The sequence below is a fragment of the Candidatus Pelagibacter sp. genome, assembly GCF_052049575.1.
In the GTDB taxonomy this organism is placed as follows: Bacteria; Pseudomonadota; Alphaproteobacteria; order Pelagibacterales; family Pelagibacteraceae; genus Pelagibacter.
On record NZ_JBNGZQ010000002.1, the window covers coordinates 1 to 21,730 of the forward strand.

Consider the following 21,730-nt stretch of genomic DNA (forward strand, 5'->3'; position numbering starts at 1 on the left):
GAAATAAATTTTTTTAAAAATAAAAAAATTTTGATTACAGGAATTTCCGGAATTATAGGTATTAATTTATTATTTTTTTTTAACACAATAATAAAAAAGAAAAAAATTCAAATATATATTGATGGAACATTTAATAAATCTCTTTTTCAATTCGTTAAGAATTATTTTAAAAAGAACAAACGGGTATATTTTAGAAAAATAGATCTATCAAAAAAAAAACTAGATAAAAAAAAAAAATACGACTTCATTTTTCATTGTGCGGGTTATGGTCAACCTTCAAAATTTTTAAAGTATTCTGAAGCTACTTATAAATTAAACTCGGCTGCTATTATTAGTTTGAAAGAGAATTTAAAAAAAAATGGAAAATTTATTTATATGAGCACGACTGAAATTTACTCAGGTAATAATAAATTATGTGATGAAAATAGCACTGGTTATACTTCAACTTCTCATCCAAGATCGCCATATATTGATAGTAAAAAGTTTGGTGAGTCTTATATAATAAACAATTTTAATAATTTTATAATTTATAGAGTTTGCTTAACATATGGTCCTGGAGCGAAATTAAATGATGAAAGAATACTAAATTTGTTATTAATTCGAGCAATTAAAAATAAGCAAATTGATATTTATGGAGGTGTCAATCAACTCAGATCGAATTTATATATTGGCGATGCAATTAAAATGATTATTAAAAGCACAGCAAAATATCAAAATCAAATTTTTAACATTAATAATCATAAAATGATAACATTAGGTAAAATGGTAAAGATAATTGCAAAATTATCTAAAAAGAAAATAAAAAGGCATAAAAGTTTTTTAAAAGGAGCACCTTCAATTATAAAAATCTCAAATAAAAAAATTTTAGGCTCAATTAACTATAAGATTTCAACAAAGTTAGAAGATGGATTGTTAAAAACTTATCAATGGTATTCGAATTTAATTAGCTAATAGCTCTTTAATATCTCTTTGAATATTTTTTTTTATTGAAATATTTTTCTTTGAATTTTTTTTATACCTTAAATACTTACTTTCTCCTGGGTATAAAATTCTCTTAATTCCTTTTAATTTTGGGAGTTTTTTTATTGTTCTAATATTATCTTTCATTCTGTTAATGTAATTTTTCTGAAATAAATTTGATTTAAAAGTTAAAAATAAATGTCCAACATTTTGAGGGCCCGAAAAATCAACGAAAGGATCTTTTACTTTTCCTGAATGATTACTTCCCGTAAGGACTCCGCTTAAAATATCCACCATCCAAGCAAAGCCGGATCCTCTATAACTAGCTATTGGGAGTTGAACACCTGCCAATGCTTTTCTTGGTTCAATAGTTGGTTTGCCAAATTTATCTAAAGCTACACCTTGAGGTATTTTTTCATTATTTTTTTCTGCGTATCTGATTTTACCTCTATTAATCATTGAGATGGAAGTGTCTAAAATAAAAGGTGCTTTTGAACCACTGGGCGATCCAAAACAAATTGGATTAGTACCAAATAAACCCTTTAGAGCTCCATGAGGAGCAATAGCTGGTGGAGCATTTGTATATATCATAGTAATTAAGTTTTTCTTAACAGCTTGTTCAGCGTAATATCCTGATAAACCGTAATGACCACTGTTTTTAACTGCTACTAGACCAATTCCAGTTTTTTTTGCATTTTGAATTGCTTTTTTGATTGCTATATCTGCAGCAACAAAACCAATGCTGTTGTTAGCATCTATGTGAGAAATAGATTGAGATATTCTTTTAATTTTTATTTTTGGTTTTGGGTTTATTACTTTTTTTCTAATTCTTTCACAATACATTTTGAGCCTTGATAAGCCATGACCGTATGCGCCAACCAACTCAGCATTAATGAGTGCTTTTGCAGATATTTCAGCATGTTGAGAGCTTAACTTGTGTTTAATGAAGATTTTTTTTACTAAATTAGATAAATTTTTATTTTTAATATTCATTTAATTTTAGTTTCATCAATTAAATTATATTATAATTTAATTTTATAATATAAAGAAATTAATGAAACTTTTTGATTGCACCACATATTATGATGAGGAGTTAATAATAGATTTAAGACTCAATATGTTAAATCATTATGTGGACAAATTCATTATTTGTGAGGCTAAATTTTCACATTCAGGAAGAAAAAAAAAACTGAATTTTGATATTAAAAAATTCTCTAAATTTAGAGACAAAATAGAATACGTTATATTAGAAAACGAGCCAGATGATTTAGTCTATGAAGATGAGGATAAAAAAAGTGAGTCACATTTAAATTGGAGGTCTAATTCGGTGAAACGGATAGCATTTCAAAGAAACAAGCTATTTGAGGCTGTTAATAAAATTGCAGAGGAAAATGATTATATTATGTACAGTGATAATGATGAAATACCAAATTTAGATTTGTTTGATCCTAAAAAAAATAAAAATAAAATTACAATTTTTGAACAAGATTTATTTTATTATAAGTTTAATTTATTATGTGACAGAATTAAGTGGTATGGGACACGTATGATAAAAAAAAAAGATCTGATTAATTTTGAATGGTTGAGACAAATTAAACCAAAGAAATATCCTTTTTATAGAATTGATACATTTTTTAAAAAAGACCGTTTTATGGATATAAATATAATTCAAAATGGTGGATGGCACTTCACTAGGATAATAAGTCCAGAAGAAATTCACAAAAAAGAATTAGATACAGAACATCATGATGAGTATCGTACTTCAAAAAAAACTCCAGAGAAAATTAGGGATTTTATAAAAAGAAGGGTAATTGATCATGATCATTTAGCTGATTCCAGAGAAAATAAATTTGGTAAAGAATTCCCTTTAAAACAACTAGATATTAATAAGATGCCTAAATATATTAGAGAAAATCAATTTAAATATAATAATTGGTTAGATATAAATTAAATTATAATAAAGATATTGTTTAATAAATTTAAATGAAAAAAAATATCATAATTGTTACAGGTGGTGCAGGTTTTGTAGGTTCAAATATGATTGAATACTTACTAAAAAAAACAAAATATAAAATTATAAGCATAGATAATTATTCATCTGGATATAAAAAAAATCATTTAAAGAACAAAAGAGTAAAATATGTTAAGGCTAATACAAAAGATATATTTAGGTTAATTAAGTATCCAAAAAGTATTCAAGCTGTTTTTCATTTCGGTGAATTTGCAAGAATTTATCAAAGTTTTATAAACATGAATGAGTGTATAGACTCTAACACTATTGGAACTAACTCTATTTTCAATTTTTGTTTAAAGAATAATGTTAAATTGATTTATTCAGCTACATCTGCGTCTTTAGGAAATAAAGGAAAAGACAAAAATCTTTCACCATATGCTTTTACAAAAGCAAAAAACTTGGAACTACTAGAAAACTTAAAAAAGTGGTTTAATTTTAAGTTTGAAGTAATTTATTTTTACAATGTTTATGGACCAAAACAAATAACTAGTGGCAAAATGTCAACAGTTATAGGTATTTTTGAGGAAGCTTATAAAAATAAAAAGCCTTTGCCCATAGTTAGACCTGGAACACAAACTAGAAGATTTACGCATATAAATGATACAATTGAGATTTGCTATTTAGCTTGGAAAAAAAATCTATCAAGACATTATAGTATTTCAAGCAAACAAAGTTACTCAATAATTGAAGTTGCAAAAATGTTCAAATCAAAAATAAAATATTTAAATAAAAGACCTGGTGAGAGATATGCATCTGCATTAACTAAAATGAACCTATCAAATAAAGTTTATAGATATTTTGGTAAAATTAAACTAACTGATTATATTGGAAGTTTTAGAGAGAGTCGGAAATAAATATTAACCTTTTCCTCGCCACGGTATCGTTTTATCAATTATTTTTCTTAAAGTAATGTCGAATAATAATCCAAGCATTCCCATAATAAAGATTGTTATCCATATCACTTCATATTGAAAATATTTCTTTGCTACATTTTCAACAAAACCAATACCAGTGGTGCCAGCTAAAAATTCTGCGGCTACCAAGGTTCCCCAACACATACCCACTGCCACTCTAATACCAGTAAGTATCTCTGGTAATGAGTTTGGAAAAATAACATGTCTTAATATTTGTCTTTTTGATGCTCCTAATGAGTGAGCTGCATGGATTTTTGATAATTGCGTTCCTGATGCACCTGCTCTTGCAGAAATAATCATTATAGATAAAGAAACCATAAATAGTAAAAACACTTTTCCAGTATTATCAATTCCTAAGACTGAAATTATAAGTGGAGCCCATGCAAGAGGAGGAACAGGTCTATAAAGTTCAATCAAAGGATCAAAAAAACCTTTTGCAAATCTATTTAAACCCATAAATAGACCAAGCGGTACACCAATTAATATACCAAAAACTAAACCAAGGAAAACCCTTAAAAAAGAATCCCAAATATGTCCATAAGGAACAGGCACTTTAAATAAATTAAAATCACCTGTTACAATTTTTAAAACTCCACCTTTGAAATTCTGTTTTACTATTCCGTCTTTAGTGTGAACAGGATATTCACCTGGCAAGATATCTGCAATCCAATCTGGTAAAATGAAGCCAATCATTTTACTCACATCAACCATCTGTATCCACAATAGAGGAATATCTTTGTAACCAACACTAGGTTTTGACATTAATATGAATTTATTGAAAGTATCGGATGGTTTAGGTAACCATCTACCTGATCCCTGTTCTGAACAACTTGGACCGCTAGCAACGATAGTTCCCGCAGGAAATAAGAAAATATCAATTAATCTCAATCCACCTTGTTCTTTTTTTTGAGCATTATCAAATTTAACAATAGCTGTCTGCATCTTATCTAATGCATTTGGAGGGTAGATGCTTGCAAATTCAATTCTTCTAGCAATCTTAACAATATTTTTTGCGTATGTTGAAGCCACTTCCTCACTATCACTTAAACTTTTTCTATAAGATTTAATTTCTTCTTTAAGTTCTTTAATCTTATTTTTAAATTGAGGGTTATGATTTCTTAATTTAAAAAACTCATCACTGATTAAATTTAATTCTTGGGCAGCAGTGTGAAACTTTAAACCTCTATACGTTGCAGGTACTAAAGGCACTTCTAATGTATTTTCAATAGAACCTGAACCTGCATCTACTTTAGTTATACCCCAACCACCTTCTTCATCTACCGCTTTCAGTCTTTCATTTAGCTCTTGCTCAGTTTCGAATGGATAATCAGGTTTTTGGAAATTTTCAATTAATAGATTAATTTTTCCAGTGATATCATCTATTTTTTGTTGAGTCTCAATCTCTAATAAATCCTCATTCGTAAGCAATGGGATAAGTTGATTAGTTTTGCTTATATAACTAATTAGTATTGTTTTTTGTTGACTATTTAGTTCTTCAGAATTTTGAATTTCACTTTGGATTATTTTTAAGTTTTTGTTCTCTTTTTTAATTTGTGAAGTACTTTTGAATTCTCTTTCTTCAATTGGAAACTGATATTTCAATCCAAGAAGAGAGTCATTAACTTTTGCAACTTGGCATAGTTCGTTGGCAGATTTTGGGTAAAATCCTTTTGCAATATCCCATGAATAATAGAGCCAAATTAAAAGTAAAAAACTACTTCCAACAATTACCCAGTGAGTACCCCCTAGTGCTCTCTCTGGATTTCCAAATACAGCATCTACTTTTTCAGTCCTTATTAATCTTCTTCCATAAAGAATACAGCCGATTACAGCGAAGAATATTAGAAAAGTTATTATCTGAGTTAACATTTAATTATCTTTCCCCATAATTTCCTCTTCCATGTTCCAGATCATTTCAAGGATTTCTTCTCGTTTTTGAGAGAACTCTTTATTTTTTTTAATTTCTCTTAAATCTTCTTTTAAACCCATTGAAGCGAATGGTAGATTATATTCTTTATGTATTCTCCCTGGCCTTGGAGCCATTACATATAGTCTTTCTCCAAGAAGCAAAGCCTCCTCAACTGAATGAGTAATCAGAATAATTGTTTTGCCTGTTTCTTTCCAAATTTTTAAAACTAAAGACTGCATTTTTTCTCTTGTAAGAGCATCAAGAGCTCCCAATGGCTCATCCATTAAAATTAAATCTGGATTATTTATTAGACATCTTGCAAGAGCAACTCTTTGCTGCATTCCTCCAGATAATTGATAAGTTGGTGTATTTCCAAAACCTTTTAAACCTACAATCTCTAACCATTCATCAACTTTTTTTTGAGTTTCAACTGGATCTTCTTTTTTCATTCTTAATCCAAAGTTGACATTTTCAGCAACTGTTAGCCATTCAAATAAAGCACCTTGTTGAAAAACCATTCCTCGCTCAACTCCTGGTCCATCTATTTCTTTATTATTTAGAGTAATACTTCCTGAAGTTGGTCTAATAAATCCTGCAGTAATGTTTAGTAATGTGGTCTTTCCACAACCAGATGGCCCAAGAACTGTAAGAAGCTCTCCTTTTTTAAGAGTAAAATTTAAATCTTTTAATGCGTGAACAGTTTCTCCTTTAGGAGTTTTAAAAATCATGTTTAGATTTTGTGAAATTAAATCACTCATAAAGAGACTTTATATTTGAATTTTTAATAAAAAAATAGGCACCAATTTATTACAATTGGCGCCTATTAAAATTTAAATTACCTTTAGATTATAAAGGTAAGAAACTAGTATCTACGTTTCCTCTTGGTGTTCCCATTCCTTTTAAGAATGCATCAAGATTTCCACTTTCCATAGATTGTTTAGTTTCCTCAGGTGTTAGAAATTTAAAGCCACTTAAAGTTTCTTTCATATCAGCAACTTTCATTTCAGAAGCTTTTGACATTGAGTTCATATCGCTTTTACCAGCTCTATATCTCGCATTAGCTTCATGAGTTACTTCAATAAAAGTTCTTAGCATACCTGGATTTTCCTTCATAAACTTAGTAGTTACTGAAGTAATATCAATACCTAAGATACCTGCATCTCTAGCTTCTTGAACTGTAAGCAATCTAGATCCAACCGCAGTTGCAGCTTTAATTGAGTTACCACCAAATAAACATGCCATTACGACATCACCACTTACTAAAGCAGCAGCACCTTCCTCAGGGTCCATTTGAATGATATCCATTTTTTTTCTGTCCGCACCAACAACTTTCATACTTTCATCAAAAACGTATTCAGCCATTGTACCTAGTGGAACAGCAACTTTTTTACCTTCAAGTTCTGTAGCGTTAGCTTTTGTTATACCTGAAGCATTAGATGTTACACATGTTGTACCACCCATTCCGTATTCCATAGCAATATCTACAAGTTTGATAGGAGCTTTTGATTTAACAGCATTAATGAATGGAACTAAACCTTGAGAGTAAGATATATCAATATCTCCTGCTAACATAGCATCAGTCATTGCACCACCGTTAGTAAAGTTTGTCCACTTAACAGGAACCCCTAAAGCTTTAGCGAAGTTTTTCTTCATCATGTCCTCTAGATTTGGGCTCGGCCACTCTAAGAAGTAAGCAACTCTAACTTCATTAGCTGCTGAATTAGCAACTGAAATTGAAAGATTAAGAGCTACAAAACATCCAAGAATAAAACTAATTATTTTTTTCATTTTTCCTCTTCCTTGTTTATTTATATGTTCTAATTTTAAGATTAAATTGACCTAGATGTAAAACAAAAAAATGCTCATTCTAGTTACACAACTTTAAGTTGTGACAATTATTTTGGTGGTTTATTGGACTTAATTAGTCTAAGGATTCATTAATTAACCATTTATAAATTTTTAATATGAGCTCAGAAAAAAGAACATCTGTACCAAATTCTTTAAACGAACATTGGATGCCATTTACATCTAACAAAGATTTTAAAGAAAATCCAAAACTAATTGTAGAAGCAAAGGGTGTATACTTAAAAAATCACCAAGGCAAAACCCAAATCGACGCGAGCTCAGGATTATTCTGCAATCCATTAGGTCATGGTAGAAAAGAAATTATTGATGCAATAACTAATCAATTACAAACTTTAGATTATTGCCAACCGTTTCAACAAGGATTTGGTGGATCGTTTGAATTAGCAACTAGAATTTCAAAACATACTCCAGGAAATTTGAATAAGATTTTTTACACAATTTGTGGATCTACTGCAGTGGAAACGGCAATTAAAATTAGTATTGCATATCATAAAGCAAGAGGTGAGGGACAAAGATTTAGATTTGTTGGAAGAGAACGTGCTTATCATGGCATGAATATTGGAGCAACTTCAGTTGGAGGAATGATTAATAACGTTAAAGCTTACGCCAGCGTTTTAATGCCAGGAGTTGTTCATATGAGACATACTCATTTAGATGAACATAAATTTATATCAGGTCAACCCGAAACAGGCGCTGAAATTGCAAATGACTTAGAGAGAATTTGTACTAATTTTGGTTCAGAAAATATTGCAGCCTGTATTGTCGAACCAATTGCTGGTTCCACAGGAACATTAGTTCCTCCAGTTGGTTATTTACAAAGATTAAGAGAGCTATGTGATAAACATAAAATACTTTTAATATTTGATGAAGTAATTACAGGTTGGGGAAGAACTGGTTCAGCATTCGGAGCTCAAGAGTTTGGTGTAACACCAGATATAATGACAATGGCAAAAGCAACTACAAACGGCATAGTTCCATTTGGAGTTGTTGCATGTAAAGAAGAAATTTATGATGCGGTTATGGATAATTCTCCTAAAGGTGCAATAGAATTATTCCATGGTTATACTTATTCAGGAATACCAGTATCTGTTGCAGCAGCATTAGCAGTGCAAGATATTTTTGAAAAAGAGGATATTTTTAATAGAGCAAAAGAATTAGCTCCCTATTTCCAAGAAGGATTATTTTCTCTAAAAGATATTGATGTAGTAGATAATATCAGAGGATATGGAATGATGGGTGGTATCGATATCAAAACAGATGGAAGACCTGGTAAAGCAGGTTTAGCAACTTTTAAACATTGTTATGATGCAGGAGTAAATTTCAAAGCTACAGGAGACTGTTTAATTATTGCACCAATGTTTATTTGTGAAAAAAAACACATAGATGAAATTATAGATAAGCTTCGAACGGGAATTACAAATTACGCGAAAAGTAAAAAAAATTAAATTTCATTAATGAAAATTGGTGTACCCAAGGAAATAAAACCTCAAGAGACTAGGATTGGATTAACACCTGATAGCGTAAAGGTTTTAGTTTCAGAAGGTCACGATGTTTTAGTTGAGAATAATGGTGGTTTTGAAGCAGGCTTTGATAATGATCAATACATAAAAGCTGGTGCAAAAATAGCAAGAAATGCCTCAGATATTTTTAATGATTCAGATATTATTGTAAAAGTCAAAGAACCTCAAAAAACTGAAGTTGATATGATTAAAGAAGATCAAATAGTTTATACGTATTTACATTTAGCTGCTGCAAAAGAACTTACTAAGGGATTAATAAAATCAAAAAGTATTAATATTGCCTACGAAACAGTCACCGATGATAATGGAAGACTTCCTTTATTAGCACCAATGAGTGCAGTTGCTGGAAGGATGTCTGTTCAAGCTGGAGCTCACTGTTTAGAAAAAAATCAAAAAGGCAGAGGAATATTATTAGGTGGTGCTCCAGGGGGTGAGCCAGCAAATGTATTAATTCTTGGTGGTGGTGTAGTGGGTGAAAATGCAGCAACCATTGCTACAGGTATGAAAGCGAAAGTTCATATAGTTGATAAATCTAAGGAAAGATTAAAACAATTGGTTCAAATGTTTGGAGATAAGATTATTCCAGAGCAAAGTGATAAAATAGATTTAGGAAAATTAGTAGCAGAGGCTGATTTAGTAGTTGGCGGAGTTTTGATACCAGGCGCAGAGGCACCAAAGTTAGTCAGTAAAGAAATGATAAAATCTATGAAGAGAGGATCAGTTATAGTCGATGTGGCCATTGATCAAGGAGGATGCGTTGAAACTAGCAAACCAACAACTCATGGAAACCCGACCTTTATAGTTGATGATGTCGTTCATTATTGTGTAGCTAATATGCCAGGTGGAGTTCCAAGAACCTCAACATTTGCATTAAATAAAGTTACACTCCCGTATTTAGTAAAACTTGCTAATAAAGGGTATCAAAAAGCCTTATCTGAAGATAAAAATTTTTTGGCAGGTTTAAATATTTTTAAAGGTCAAGTTACCTACAAAGCAGTAGCAGAAGTTTTTGGTTATGATTATGCAGATCCTTCTAAGCTTGTTTAATTATAATAATTTAAATACCAGTCCAAAAATTTTCTAATTCCGGTTTTAAAATTTGTTTTCGGATTATATCTAGTTATTTTTTTTAATAAATTTGTATTGGATAAAGTTTGCTTTACATCACCTTTTTGTAAAGGCATGTATTTTCTCTTTGCTTTTTTTCCTAATACTTTTTCAATTTCTTTAATGAAATCTAATAAATATACTTTTTTTGTGTTTCCAATATTTAATATTCTAAATGGAGCAATAGGGGAAAGACTGTCATTTTTGTATTTTCCTAATTGTTTTGTATTAGGTACTTTTTTTATTAATAAATTTATTCCACTTACTATGTCATCTATATAAGTAAAATCTCTGTACATTTTACCATTGTTATAAATATCTATTTTTTTATTATTCAGTATTCCTTTGGTAAATTTGAATAAAGCCATATCTGGACGACCCCATGGCCCGTAAACAGTAAAAAATCTAACCATTGTAATTGGAACCTTCCATATATTAGAATACGCGTGAGCCATACTTTCATTAGATTTTTTAGTTGCAGCATAAATACTCATTTGTGTTTCAGTTTTGTCTATTTCTTTAAATGGAATTTTTTTATTTGCACCATACACTGAAGAACTCGAAGCCATAATAAGATGCTTTACATTTAATTTTTTTGAAATTTCAATAATATTATAAGTACCAGTGATATTTGAATCTAGATAAACTCTTGGCTTTTCAATGCTATATCTAACACCTGCTTGTGCAGCTAAGTGGATAACAACAACTGGTTTAAATTTTTTAAAAGCTTTGTCTAAATTTTTTTTATCTTCAATTTTTGCTTTTGAAAATGAAAAATTTTTATATTTTTTAAGTATACTTAATCTAGCTTTTTTTAGATTAACGTCATAATAATTATTCATTGAGTCTACCCCATGAACTTTTTTACCACTCTCAAGAAGTTTCTTGGAAACATGAAAACCGATAAAGCCAGACGATCCAGTTACTATAATTTTCATTTATTAAATTCTAATTATCAAATATATTATATTTGATATATCATAAATTCTATGAGTAAAGAAATTCCAAATCAAACAAAGGTAGTAGTGATAGGTGGAGGGGTCGTTGGTTGTTCTGTGGCTTATCATTTGGCAAAATTTGGTTGGAAAGATACAATTCTTTTAGAGAGAGATCAGTTAACTTCAGGTACTACCTGGCATGCTGCGGGTCTCGTAAGTCAATTAGGTCCATCAGCAGCGATAACTAAGATAAGAAAATATACTTTGGATTTATACAAAGAGCTTGAAAAGAAAGTTGATCATTCAGCTGGATTAAGATTAAACGGTGCACTTTCAATTGCTGAAAATAAAGGTAGATGGCAAGAACTTCAAAGACAAGCAACAACTGCACAGCTCTTTGATGTAGATGTAAGAATTTTGAATAAAGATCAAATTAAAAATGATTATCCAATTATAGATACCAATGAAGTTCTAGGAGGAATTTTAATGCCCGGCGATGGTGCAGCAGATCCATCTGGAGTAACTCATATGTTGGCAAAAGCAGCTAGAATGGAAGGAGCAAAGATTTTTGAAAAATCTCCTGTTGATGAGATCTTAACTAAAAATGGAAAAATTTCTGGAGTAACAGTAAATGGAAAAAAAATTGATTGCGAGTATATAGTTTTAGCATCAGGAATGTGGTCACGCCAAATTGGAGAAAAAGCTGGAGTAAGCATTCCTCTTTATCCAGCAGAACACTTTTATATTATCACTGAGCCGATTGAAAATCTTTCTAAGACTTTACCAGTGATAAGAGATTTTGATAACAGAACTTATATAAAAGAAGATGCTGGAAAAATATTAGTTGGAATTTTTGAGTCTCAATCAATCCCGGCATGGGATAAGATTAATAAAGTTCCAGAGGATTTTTCCTTTGGAGAATTTCAAGAAAATTTTGAGCATTTTGAACCTTATTTAGCGTCTGCGATTAAAAGATTTCCAGTTTTAGAAACTGCGGGAATTAGAAAATTTTTTTCAGGTCCTGAGTCTTTTACCCCAGATACAAATACATTGCTTGGAGAAGTACCAGAGATAAAAAACTTTTTTGTATGCTGTGGTTTAAATAGTATTGGAATTGGTAGTGGAGGGGGTGTTGGTAAAGTTACAGCTGAATGGTTAATTAATGGACATATTAATGAAGATATTTTTTGCTATGACATCAAAAGATTTCAAAAATTTCACTCTGAGCTAGGTTTTATTAAAAAAAGAATTACGGAGTCTTTAGGAGATTTATATGGAATGCATTGGCCGTTTAAACAACATAAAACCTCAAGGAATATAAAAACACTTCCATATCATGATGAGTTGAAAAGTTTTGGTGCGTGTTTTGGGGTTTCTGGTGGATACGAAAGACCAATGTGGTTTGCATTAGATGGAGAAAAAACAGAATATGAATATAGTTACAACTATCAAAATTGGTACCCATCAGCAGAATATGAAACAAATAATACAATAAAAAATGTTGGTTTGTTTGATTTAACTCCCTTTTCAAAGTTTGAGATAAAATCGGATAAAGCTCACAAGGAATTACAGAAAATTTGCACAGCTAATATTAAAAATCAGGTTGGAAAATGTACTTATACACATATGTTAAATTCTGATGGTGGAATTGAAACAGATTTAACAGTTGTTTGTATCAATAAAGATCACTTTAGAATAATAAGCTCTGCAGCTACACGAGAAAGAGACAAATTTCATATAAAAAAATACCTTGCAAAAGATGTTGAGTTACAAGACGTTACAGATGATTTTTGTGTATTCGGAGTCTTTGGACCAAAAAGTAGAGATTTAATGAAACTAATTTCAAAAGATAATTTTGAAAATGATAATTTTAGATTTAGTACAGCAAAATACATCTCGATTGATGGAATTAAAATTTGGACTCAAAGATTGTCATATGTTGGAGAATTAGGTTACGAGTTATATGTAAAATCTAAAGAAGCTAAAAAAATTTATGAATTATTGGTTAATAAAGGAAAAGATTTTAACCTCTCAAATTGTGGTATGCATGCTATGGATATTATGCGGATGGAGAGTGGATTTTTACATTGGGGACACGATATTTCACCAGAGGAAAATCAATATCAAGCCGGTTTATCTTTCACGATAAGTTCTAAAAAGGAGGATGGATTTATTGGCAAAAAAGCTTTGGAAAAAATTAAAAAGGAAAAAATAAAAAGTAGATTTGCAATGTTTATTCTTAAAGATAGCAAACCAGGTGAGCCATTATTGCTTCATGATGAGCCTATTTATTTAGAAAATAAAATCATAGGTAGATCAACATCTGGCAATTATTCTTTTAATTTTAAGAAAAATTTAACATTTGGTTATATCAATAATGATATTTCAAATGATGAACTTCACAACAAAGATCTGTTCATAGAGGTAGAGAAAAAAAAATACCCTATAGAGATAATCAACAAACCTTTAAAGCAAACAAATTTTAAAAAAAATTAAGTTTTTCCTCTTAAGAAAAATACAAAAAGAACTGAGGTCATCATCATTATCAAAGCATATGCTGCAGTCGGAACCATATATGTCATATTTTGCCCAAATAATTGAGTGCCTACAAAAACAGCCAATGTCCCATTTTGTAATCCACACTCAAGAGATATACATTTTTGTTGGGCAACACCTGATGCAAAAAATTTAGCAACATAGAAACCTATAATCATCATGGAAATATTTAGAACTAAAGCAATAGTTCCTGCTGTAGTGAGGAACATTATGATGCTGTCCCATTCCTGAATATAGATAGCAATAAAAACAATTGAAAATAATCCTATAGATGTTTTCTCAATAATTTTCATATTGTTTTCGATAAAATCACTGAAAAATTTTCTAATAATCATTCCAATTATTACTGGCACAGTAACTACGAAAAACATTTTCAATGATATACCAAGCATTGAAACTTCTTTTTCAACGTAAGTAATATTAAATAAATCAATTGATAAAAAAACAATATAAGGAACTGAAACAATACTTATTAAACTGGTAAAAGCAGTAAGAGATATAGATAGCGCAACATCGCCGTCTGCAAATTTAGTAAGGACATTTGAAGTTACTCCACCAGGAGCAGCTGCAATTAACATTACTCCTAATGCTAACTCTATTGGGGTATTTAAAATAATTATTAATGAATAACCTATAATTGGAAGAACAACTAATTGACAAATTAAACCAACAAAAAATTCTTTTGGATGCTGAAAAACTCTTGTAAAATCTTTTACTGTTAATGACGCACCAAGCCCTAACATAATTAATGCTAACGCAAATGGTGCAATTGATGTTACTATACCCATGACCCCTCTAAGTACTTCCGCAACAATATACTAGAACATAATTTTTAAGATATTACAAGGAGATTTAAAACTTTACGAATAAATTTAGCTTTGTATTTAAAAATTTCAGTTTGATAAGGTAAAATTTTTCTAAAATTCATAGAAGTTAATACATATTGTTTTTTTTCATTTAATTTTATTAAATCTTCTTTAATTAAATATTTACACTTTCTAATTATTGTTGCTCGAGGAATTTTTGTCATATCAGAAATTGACATTGCACTTATACCGGTATTTGTACCAAGATTATCTATGAGAATGTTATTAGTAGCAAAATAATCTAATGATGATTTTTCATTACCTGAATTTAATTGGCTTGAAACATTTAAAACCTGATTCATACAAACAGTCCCCCAAATATGAAAAGTTGTCAAATCTTGAAAAAATTTATGATATCCTATAATTAAAGGTATCTGCATTCTGTAAAACCATCTCCATGATAATGAAAATTTTTTTTTTATTACATTTTCAATAGTTTTTTGATCGAGTTTTTTTGAATAAACTTTGTCTTTATTTAAGGCTTGTGAAACTAAGTAAATATACTTTGATGAAAATCTTATTTGGTTATCAGGTTTAACAAATGGAAATGCTTTTCTATCAATAATTATTTTTTTTTTATTACGTGTTATAACTCCATCTTTCTCAAGTTCTAAAACCTTTCTTCTAACAGTCTCTTTTGGTAAATCTAATTTTTCACAAAGTTCAGTAATACTAAATTTTTCTATTTGTTGATATGATTTAGAATAATATTCATCATATGTATATTGAATATTCATTTGGTCATAAAATTGAAGAGTTTTTTCGACCAAAGAAATTATTATCATATATTTGTAATGGTCATTGAATGATGCATAAACGTTATTCATCCAATTCCATTGGTGTGATATCCACTCTTTGCTTAGAGTAGAATAATGTGACATTATAGACTCATAGACCTGGTCATCACTGAGAGTTTTAGAAAAATCTATTTCTTGAATACTCATAAATTATAAAAAGTGCAGTAAAGACCCAAATTGGACATGTGTCAATTTATAATTAACCCAGTTTGAACTTCCAAGAAAATTGTTTTTTTTTAAAATTATGGTTTAATGTCCACATGACATCTAAAGGCTTTACAGGAAAAACTAATAATATCGAGACCCCACATGATATTAATTTAACTGAAAAGCCTTTAAATTCTAACAAAATTAGCTCAGGTAGAGTCGATATCAATGTTTTAAAATCAAAATTAGAGGCTGAGCAAAGCAAGGAGTTAAGAAAAAATATTTTTATTTTTTCATTTTGTGTCCTTCTGTTAGGTTCGATTGGAATATTTTTATCTCTATAATTTTATTTGCTAATAAATTAAAAGGATGGTTTATTTAGCTTGATGAAAAATTTGACCGATCCTCTTAAACAAAAACTTGTTTCTAAATATACAGTTTCAGATTCACCACAATCTACCACAACAAATACAGACATTAACGTTCTTTTAAACAGAGTAAAATCGAATAAGAGAGAAGAAATTAAAAAAAAATTTTATTTTTCAGCCATAGCATCTACAGGCCTGATTCTGTTTGGTTTAGTTATTTTTTCCTAAAATTTAAAAAATTTAATTCATTAGGAAAAATATTAAATTTTTCCTGCTTTTATTGACTTATTAACTATTTTTACCAATTAATTTTACAGTTAAGTTAGTAATAATCTGTATGGAAGAAATTTTAAAAAAAATAATAGATTACTTAAATAATAATCAATTAATAGAAGCTCTTCAATTATGTAATAAACATACAGAAAAAAAAATTGAACATTTAATACTAAATATTAAAGGTGTTATTTTTTTTAAACAAAATAAACTTGAGCTTGCAAAAGAAAACTTTTTAAAATCTATAGATCTTAGCAAAAACTTTATTGATCCATATAAAAATCTTTTTAAAATTCACTTAAAACAAAAAGACTATATATCGGCTATTGAAAGTGGAAAAAAAGTAATTGAATATGAAAATAAGAAAAATCCTTTATCCTACTTCAATTTAGCTTTAGCTTTTGATCTAAATGAAGATTATAAAACTGCGATAAAATTATATAAAATTGTAGAAAAAACAGATTTCAAAGAAAAAAAAATTTTATTCAATAATTTGGCTAAATGTTATTTCAGTGATAGAAATATAAATGAGTCTACACATTATTATCATAAGGCATTAGAAATTGATAAAAATGATAAAATAATAATAAATAATCTTTTAAATTTATATCTTAGAATCGAAAAAATAGATGAGGTTGAATATTATTATAATAGGGCAAAAGAGATTGATGAAAATTATATTGAGTTTAAATTAAACAAATCTGAATACTTGTTATTAAAAAATAAAACTGAAGAAGCGATAAAACTTTTAGAATCTATAATTAACGAAACAAAAAGTTATATAGCATATCCAAAATTAGCAAAAATTTACGCAATGATAAACAACAACAAAAAAGTGATAGAAACAATTGATGAAGCTCTTAAAGTCTATCCAAATATGAGAGATTTAAAGTTTACAAGAGGTTTACTTCATTTAGCTGAGGGCGAATATGAAAAAGGTTGGGACTTATATGAGCTTAGACCTAGTATACAAAAAAGAAAATTTTTTGAAAATATAAAATTATGGAGAGGGGAAAATCTTAAAAATTCATCGATTTTAGTTACCTCAGAACAAGGAATGGGAGATGTTTTACAATTTTCAAAATTTTTAATCAATTTATCTCCACTATGTAAAAAAATAGATTTTTTAGTTTATAGTAAACTTTTACCTCTTTTTAAAAAAAACTATAAAAATATTAATATTTGTGAAGTTAGTGAAATTCAAAATAGAAAATATGACTATCGAATTTCTATAGGTTCTTTAAATAAGTATTTTTATAAAGATGTTAAATCAGACACTTCTGAACTTATTAATTTTGATAATGATAAAAAAAATGAATGGGAATCAATTTTGTCTAAAAAAAAGAGAAATATTGGTTTAATTTGGTCTGGTAATTTTTTTGGACCAAAAGAACCATATAGATCAATCGAGCTTAAAAATTTTCAAAAATTGCTAAAATTAGATTTGAATTTTTATTCATTTCAAAACGAAATTTGGGATAGAGACAAAAATTTTTTTCAAAATTCAAATATTGTAGATTATAGTCAAAAAAGCTTTTCCGATATTATAGCTATAATTCAAAACTTAGATCTTGTAATATCAACTGATACTCTCTTTTTACATTTATCTTGTATTATAAATAAAGAAACTTGGGGCTTGATATCATTTAATGCTGATTGGAGATGGTATGATTACTATAATTACAACCCGTATAAATCCTTAAAAATTTACAAACAATCTGAAAATAGAAATTGGGATGGTGTGATAGATTTAATTTATAGCAATATAAAAAACAAATTTTTAATTTGATATAATTTTAATTTGATCAAACACATAATTGAAATTCTTAATTTCTTGTTTGAAAGAAAAAAAATAAGTAGTATATATCAACGTGAATTTAATGGCGGGGTAGCTCAGTTGGTTAGAGCGCGGGACTCATAAGCCCGAGGTCAGTGGTTCGATCCCACTTCCCGCTACCATAAATAATGAAAAAAATTTATAAGTCATTTAAAAATTCTCCGAAATATTCAATAAAATGGAATAATTATTTTGATATTTATGAAAATCTTTTTCAAAAGTTTTTAAAAAAAAACATCAAGATTGTAGAGGTTGGAATTGGCGACGGTGGTTCATTATTTATGTGGAAAAACTTTTTTGGAAAAAAAGCAAAAGTCATAGGCATAGAATTAAATCCTGATGCAAAAAAACTTGAAAAAAAAGGTTTTAAGATTTTTGTTGGAGACCAATCCAGCCCGACTTTTTGGAAAAATTTTTACAAGAAAGTTGGAAATATTGATATTTTAATTGATGACGGTGGTCATACAAATCTTCAACAAGTTACAACTTTAATGGAGTCAATAAATCATATTAAACCCGGTGGAATGATATTAGTAGAGGATACCCATACAAGTTATATGAAAAATAAAGGTTTTAAAAATCCTTCCAAATATTCTTTTATTAACTTCACATCATCCTTAATTGAAATTATTCATCGAAGAAATCCCTCATTAAATAAAAATTTAAATTTTATAGCAAAAAAAATTAATTCAATTGAGTATTATGATTCTATTACTGTAATAAATATAGCTAATAAGAGTTTAAAAAAATCTAAGAATCTTGAAAATAACAAAAGATTAAGAAGTTATTTTGATGATTACAGATATAAGACAGTAAATATTTCCAAAAAAAATAAAAATAAGATATCATTAAATTTTTTAACACAAAAAATTTCGAAGAGAAGTTATTTATATAAGATTTATGAAAATAACGTTATTAAGAAGTATTTAAAATTAATAAAAAAATAATCTTAATTATTTCAAAGCTTTTAAATATTTTTTAATATTCATTGATTGCTTCAGAGGAAATTTTTTTCCCAATATTTTTTTTGCAGATATAGGCTTAACTTTATTGTTAGATTGCTTTGCAAACTTATAAACAATTTGTTTTTGACCACCGATATTAATTATACCTTTTTTATTTATCAACTTTAATAAATTTTTTGCTAAGTCTTCATGAAACATAAAATTCATCTCAACATCGTTAAAAGCGACTTTATGTACAAAAGGTTTTTCAGTCATACAAATTCTTAGTATCAAAGAATTTTTATACATTTGAACTGCGCATTCCCCACCTAATTTTGAAATTGCATAATTATTGATTGGAAGTACTGGATCATCCTCAGAATAATTACCTTTTGTTCCCGGATAAACATAATTAGTTGAAAAGTAGATTAGCTTAATATTTTTTTTTACACACGCTCTTACAATATTTGAAGTCCCAATAATGTTTATAAGGATACTTTTAGAGATATTTTTTTCATGAATTTTCATTGGTCTTGATAGTCCAGCACAATGTATTAAATAGCTAGGTTTTTTTTTTTCAAGATACTTCAATACCGAATAAAAATTTTCAATATTTAATTGTTTCTTTGATGGGTATTCAATCTTATATTTATGCTTTATCTTTTTGAATACCGTCGCAAATCTGCCAGAACCCCCAGTAAAGACAATTTTTTTCATAAAATTTTTGGTGTTGGTGTGTGTATAATAAATTTCCCACCTCTTTTAATAAAATTTTTTTCTTTTTTAAATATTTCTTTTTTAAAATTCCAGGCACCTAAAAATACAAAATCAATATCTTTTTCAATAAATCCTGGATACTTAAAAATTGGAATTTTAGTCCCCGGAGTATATTTATTTTGTTTAGCCTTAGTAGTATCAATAAAGTAAGAAACCAGGTCATTTCCAATTTTGCAATAATTTAATATTGTTGTCGATTTTGCAGTAACCCCATAACCAATAATTTTATTATCATTTAAAATAATTTTTAAAAAAATTTTTTTTAACTTTTTTTTTGATAATTTTACCCTTTTTGCAAATTTTCTATATGTGGATATTTTATTTATACCATATTTCATTTCTTTTTTTTTCTGATCTTTGACACTAGATGAAATTTTTTTTTTATTAATTCTTTTCTTGATAAAATATCTATTTGATCCCCCATGGATCTCTAAAGTTTGAATATGAAAAATTTCAAAATTATGTTTTTTTAAAACATTTTCTAAACCAATTAGAGAGAAGACATATATATGTTCATTATAAAATTGATCATAAGTATTTTTTTTTAAACACTCTAGTAATGATGGGTCCTCTATGATTAAAATTCCGTTATCATTCAGAATAATATCAATCGATCTAAAAACTTCATCAAGATTTTCTATATGACTTATTGTATTCGCTGAGTAAATTAAATCTACCTTACCCTCTTTAATGAGTAACTTTTTTGCCGTTTTCAAGTTCCAATACAATGGATATGTATTAAAACCTTTTTTTTTCGTAATTTTTTCTACGTTTGAACAAGGTTCAATTCCAATTACTTTTTTTTTTGAGAAATTTTTAATAAAACTTCCATCATTACTTCCAATTTCAAGTATTTTTTTAGGTTTAAATTTTTTATTAATTAACACCGCTAAATTTTGAAAAGATTTTAGCATAGTTTTAGACATTGAAGATCTATAGGGATATTTATTATTAAACATTAATTTACTAGAAATTGGTTGATTGATAGAAACAAGTTTTGTACCAATATTAATTCCTATTTTTAATCTATATTTTTTTTCTTTCCTATTGAGTTGATTTTTTTTCAAGTAGTTATTTGCTAGAGGTTGAAGGCCAAGATCTAAAAAATTTATATTATTTTTCAATTTATTTTTTCCTTTCTTAAATCATTGAACACGACTGGCCATTCAAGACATTTTGAATATTTATTAAACCAAAATGGTAAAAATCTTTCAGCTAGGAAACCGTAAATTCTAATTTTTCCATATCCATTTAAATCAAAACCAAATATTTTTTCACATTCATCTAACCAACTAAAAATAGTCTCATAATATTTACGCATCAATTTTTTAGATTTACATATAAACATGTTACCTTGATTATAGGAACTATTAGTATTCACAAATTTTCTAAAATCTTCTCTATCATTTTCGTTTAAAACATTTATAGCTTTATCCAAAACTCCGTTTCCATGAAACATATCAAATTGAAATTTGATTGATCTATTTCTTTTAAGAATAGCTTTAGGGTTTTTTAATAATGAAATTTTACCATACTTTAAAATCTTTATCCATTTTATGTCATTAATACTTATCTTATCACCCAAAATTACTTGGTAATCTTCCCATAGTTCTGGAATTTTTTTTAGCACTTTATCTTGAAAATTTAAATTTTGTTTATTGTTTTTTTTTTCATTTAGCCAGAATCTTCTATAAGCACAAAAACCAATCCAATCATTTTCACTAATATTATTTAATTTATTTTTCCAAAACCAATAATGAAAAGTATACTCACCGTAAAATTTATTTTTTTTTGATATATTTTGACCAATATTATCTGTGATCCATTCATCATCAAATTTGTCATCGCCTAGTCCTACAGGGATATAATTTAATTTTTTTACTTTTGGTAAAAGTTCGTTATGTATACAAACACAAAACATCTTAAGATTTTGCATT

Annotated in this window: 20 protein-coding genes and 1 tRNA gene; 11 read left to right on the top strand and 10 right to left on the bottom strand. The window is 28.2% G+C overall.

Annotated features, from left to right (window positions below; all coding sequences use genetic code 11):
* Window positions 1-951: NAD-dependent epimerase/dehydratase family protein (locus ACTT9C_RS03455; protein ID WP_440923120.1), on the top strand; the 951-nt coding region annotated here is incomplete at its 5' end.
* Here the strand turns inward: ACTT9C_RS03455 and ACTT9C_RS03460 are convergent.
* Entirely contained in the window at window positions 940-1,953 is a 1,014-nt protein-coding gene (locus ACTT9C_RS03460; RefSeq protein ID WP_440923121.1) for an Ldh family oxidoreductase, read from the bottom strand. The genes ACTT9C_RS03455 and ACTT9C_RS03460 overlap by 12 nt on opposite strands.
* A gap of 61 nt (window positions 1,954-2,014) precedes the next feature.
* Between ACTT9C_RS03460 and ACTT9C_RS03465 the strand changes: the two genes are divergently transcribed.
* The gene (locus ACTT9C_RS03465; RefSeq protein WP_440923122.1) at window positions 2,015-2,911 is read left to right on the top strand and encodes a hypothetical protein; all 897 of its coding nucleotides are present in this window, start codon (window positions 2,015-2,017) and stop codon (window positions 2,909-2,911) included.
* Between the two features lie 32 nt (window positions 2,912-2,943).
* Complete coding sequence (locus tag ACTT9C_RS03470; RefSeq protein WP_440923123.1) at window positions 2,944-3,828, top strand: NAD-dependent epimerase/dehydratase family protein; 885 nt, start codon at window positions 2,944-2,946, stop codon at window positions 3,826-3,828.
* A 3-nt stretch (window positions 3,829-3,831) separates the two neighbouring features.
* On the opposite strand, the gene ACTT9C_RS03475 is transcribed toward ACTT9C_RS03470, so the two are convergent.
* The 3 genes from ACTT9C_RS03475 to ACTT9C_RS03485 form a co-directional block, all read right to left on the bottom strand.
* On the bottom strand, window positions 3,832-5,757 hold the full coding sequence (locus ACTT9C_RS03475) for an ABC transporter permease subunit (protein ID WP_440923124.1): 1,926 nt from the start codon (window positions 5,755-5,757) through the stop codon (window positions 3,832-3,834).
* Window positions 5,758-6,555, bottom strand: coding sequence for an ABC transporter ATP-binding protein (locus tag ACTT9C_RS03480; RefSeq protein ID WP_440923125.1), 798 nt, complete (start codon window positions 6,553-6,555; stop codon window positions 5,758-5,760).
* A gap of 88 nt (window positions 6,556-6,643) precedes the next feature.
* A complete protein-coding gene (locus ACTT9C_RS03485) occupies window positions 6,644-7,585 on the bottom strand; it encodes an ABC transporter substrate-binding protein (protein WP_085148479.1) in 942 nt (313 codons plus the stop codon).
* 176 nt (window positions 7,586-7,761) lie between these two features.
* Here ACTT9C_RS03485 and ACTT9C_RS03490 point away from each other — a divergent pair, with 176 nt between their 5' ends.
* Window positions 7,762-9,108, top strand: coding sequence for an aminotransferase class III-fold pyridoxal phosphate-dependent enzyme (locus ACTT9C_RS03490; protein ID WP_440923126.1), 1,347 nt, complete (start codon window positions 7,762-7,764; stop codon window positions 9,106-9,108).
* A 9-nt stretch (window positions 9,109-9,117) separates the two neighbouring features.
* The gene (gene ald / locus ACTT9C_RS03495; RefSeq protein WP_440923127.1) at window positions 9,118-10,230 is read left to right on the top strand and encodes an alanine dehydrogenase; all 1,113 of its coding nucleotides are present in this window, start codon (window positions 9,118-9,120) and stop codon (window positions 10,228-10,230) included.
* Here the strand turns inward: ald and ACTT9C_RS03500 are convergent.
* Window positions 10,227-11,228, bottom strand: coding sequence for an NAD-dependent epimerase/dehydratase family protein (locus tag ACTT9C_RS03500; protein ID WP_440923128.1), 1,002 nt, complete (start codon window positions 11,226-11,228; stop codon window positions 10,227-10,229). The two genes, ald and ACTT9C_RS03500, sit on opposite strands and share 4 nt — an antisense overlap.
* Window positions 11,229-11,279: 51 nt before the next feature.
* Here ACTT9C_RS03500 and ACTT9C_RS03505 point away from each other — a divergent pair, with 51 nt between their 5' ends.
* Complete coding sequence (locus tag ACTT9C_RS03505; protein ID WP_440923129.1) at window positions 11,280-13,724, top strand: GcvT family protein; 2,445 nt, start codon at window positions 11,280-11,282, stop codon at window positions 13,722-13,724.
* Here ACTT9C_RS03505 and ACTT9C_RS03510 read toward each other — a convergent pair.
* Together ACTT9C_RS03510 and ACTT9C_RS03515 are read right to left on the bottom strand one after the other, a co-directional pair.
* On the bottom strand, window positions 13,721-14,572 hold the full coding sequence (locus ACTT9C_RS03510) for a bile acid:sodium symporter family protein (RefSeq protein ID WP_440923130.1): 852 nt from the start codon (window positions 14,570-14,572) through the stop codon (window positions 13,721-13,723). The two genes, ACTT9C_RS03505 and ACTT9C_RS03510, sit on opposite strands and share 4 nt — an antisense overlap.
* Window positions 14,573-14,616: 44 nt before the next feature.
* The gene (locus ACTT9C_RS03515) at window positions 14,617-15,594 is read right to left on the bottom strand and encodes a DeoR family transcriptional regulator (protein ID WP_440923131.1); all 978 of its coding nucleotides are present in this window, start codon (window positions 15,592-15,594) and stop codon (window positions 14,617-14,619) included.
* A 113-nt stretch (window positions 15,595-15,707) separates the two neighbouring features.
* Here ACTT9C_RS03515 and ACTT9C_RS03520 point away from each other — a divergent pair, with 113 nt between their 5' ends.
* The 5 genes from ACTT9C_RS03520 to ACTT9C_RS03540 all read left to right on the top strand — a co-directional run bounded on the left by ACTT9C_RS03520 (window position 15,708) and on the right by ACTT9C_RS03540 (window position 19,019).
* Window positions 15,708-15,938, top strand: coding sequence for a hypothetical protein (locus ACTT9C_RS03520; protein WP_440923132.1), 231 nt, complete (start codon window positions 15,708-15,710; stop codon window positions 15,936-15,938).
* Between the two features lie 42 nt (window positions 15,939-15,980).
* Complete coding sequence (locus ACTT9C_RS03525; protein WP_440923133.1) at window positions 15,981-16,190, top strand: hypothetical protein; 210 nt, start codon at window positions 15,981-15,983, stop codon at window positions 16,188-16,190.
* Window positions 16,191-16,299: 109 nt separating this feature from the next.
* Window positions 16,300-18,024, top strand: coding sequence for a hypothetical protein (locus ACTT9C_RS03530; protein ID WP_440923134.1), 1,725 nt, complete (start codon window positions 16,300-16,302; stop codon window positions 18,022-18,024).
* A gap of 93 nt (window positions 18,025-18,117) precedes the next feature.
* Window positions 18,118-18,194, top strand: a tRNA-Met gene (locus ACTT9C_RS03535).
* A 6-nt stretch (window positions 18,195-18,200) separates the two neighbouring features.
* On the top strand, window positions 18,201-19,019 hold the full coding sequence (locus ACTT9C_RS03540) for a hypothetical protein (RefSeq protein WP_440923135.1): 819 nt from the start codon (window positions 18,201-18,203) through the stop codon (window positions 19,017-19,019).
* A 6-nt stretch (window positions 19,020-19,025) separates the two neighbouring features.
* On the opposite strand, the gene ACTT9C_RS03545 is transcribed toward ACTT9C_RS03540, so the two are convergent.
* From ACTT9C_RS03545 to ACTT9C_RS03555, 3 genes are read right to left on the bottom strand one after another with little or no spacing between them, the layout of a single operon-like run.
* Window positions 19,026-19,733, bottom strand: coding sequence for a sugar nucleotide-binding protein (locus tag ACTT9C_RS03545; protein ID WP_440923136.1), 708 nt, complete (start codon window positions 19,731-19,733; stop codon window positions 19,026-19,028).
* Complete coding sequence (locus ACTT9C_RS03550) at window positions 19,730-20,917, bottom strand: methyltransferase domain-containing protein (protein WP_440923137.1); 1,188 nt, start codon at window positions 20,915-20,917, stop codon at window positions 19,730-19,732. Before ACTT9C_RS03550 ends, ACTT9C_RS03545 begins: the two co-directional genes overlap by 4 nt.
* Window positions 20,914-21,729, bottom strand: coding sequence for a DUF4422 domain-containing protein (locus ACTT9C_RS03555; protein ID WP_440923138.1), 816 nt, complete (start codon window positions 21,727-21,729; stop codon window positions 20,914-20,916). The genes ACTT9C_RS03550 and ACTT9C_RS03555 overlap by 4 nt, the downstream gene beginning before the upstream one ends.
* Window position 21,730 lies beyond the last annotated feature (1 nt).

Coding starts and splice junctions, on each gene's coding strand:
- ald (WP_440923127.1), top strand. CDS start 9,118: ATGAAAATTGGTGTACCCAAGGAAATAAAACCTCAAGAGACTAGGATT.
- ACTT9C_RS03475 (WP_440923124.1), bottom strand. CDS start 5,757: ATGTTAACTCAGATAATAACTTTTCTAATATTCTTCGCTGTAATCGGC.
- ACTT9C_RS03490 (WP_440923126.1), top strand. CDS start 7,762: ATGAGCTCAGAAAAAAGAACATCTGTACCAAATTCTTTAAACGAACAT.
- ACTT9C_RS03460 (WP_440923121.1), bottom strand. CDS start 1,953: ATGAATATTAAAAATAAAAATTTATCTAATTTAGTAAAAAAAATCTTC.
- ACTT9C_RS03510 (WP_440923130.1), bottom strand. CDS start 14,572: ATGGGTATAGTAACATCAATTGCACCATTTGCGTTAGCATTAATTATG.
- ACTT9C_RS03530 (WP_440923134.1), top strand. CDS start 16,300: ATGGAAGAAATTTTAAAAAAAATAATAGATTACTTAAATAATAATCAA.
- ACTT9C_RS03480 (WP_440923125.1), bottom strand. CDS start 6,555: ATGAGTGATTTAATTTCACAAAATCTAAACATGATTTTTAAAACTCCT.
- ACTT9C_RS03555 (WP_440923138.1), bottom strand. CDS start 21,729: ATGCAAAATCTTAAGATGTTTTGTGTTTGTATACATAACGAACTTTTA.
- ACTT9C_RS03540 (WP_440923135.1), top strand. CDS start 18,201: ATGAAAAAAATTTATAAGTCATTTAAAAATTCTCCGAAATATTCAATA.
- ACTT9C_RS03465 (WP_440923122.1), top strand. CDS start 2,015: ATGAAACTTTTTGATTGCACCACATATTATGATGAGGAGTTAATAATA.
- ACTT9C_RS03485 (WP_085148479.1), bottom strand. CDS start 7,585: ATGAAAAAAATAATTAGTTTTATTCTTGGATGTTTTGTAGCTCTTAAT.
- ACTT9C_RS03525 (WP_440923133.1), top strand. CDS start 15,981: ATGAAAAATTTGACCGATCCTCTTAAACAAAAACTTGTTTCTAAATAT.
- ACTT9C_RS03545 (WP_440923136.1), bottom strand. CDS start 19,733: ATGAAAAAAATTGTCTTTACTGGGGGTTCTGGCAGATTTGCGACGGTA.
- ACTT9C_RS03520 (WP_440923132.1), top strand. CDS start 15,708: ATGACATCTAAAGGCTTTACAGGAAAAACTAATAATATCGAGACCCCA.
- ACTT9C_RS03515 (WP_440923131.1), bottom strand. CDS start 15,594: ATGAGTATTCAAGAAATAGATTTTTCTAAAACTCTCAGTGATGACCAG.
- ACTT9C_RS03470 (WP_440923123.1), top strand. CDS start 2,944: ATGAAAAAAAATATCATAATTGTTACAGGTGGTGCAGGTTTTGTAGGT.
- ACTT9C_RS03505 (WP_440923129.1), top strand. CDS start 11,280: ATGAGTAAAGAAATTCCAAATCAAACAAAGGTAGTAGTGATAGGTGGA.
- ACTT9C_RS03500 (WP_440923128.1), bottom strand. CDS start 11,228: ATGAAAATTATAGTAACTGGATCGTCTGGCTTTATCGGTTTTCATGTT.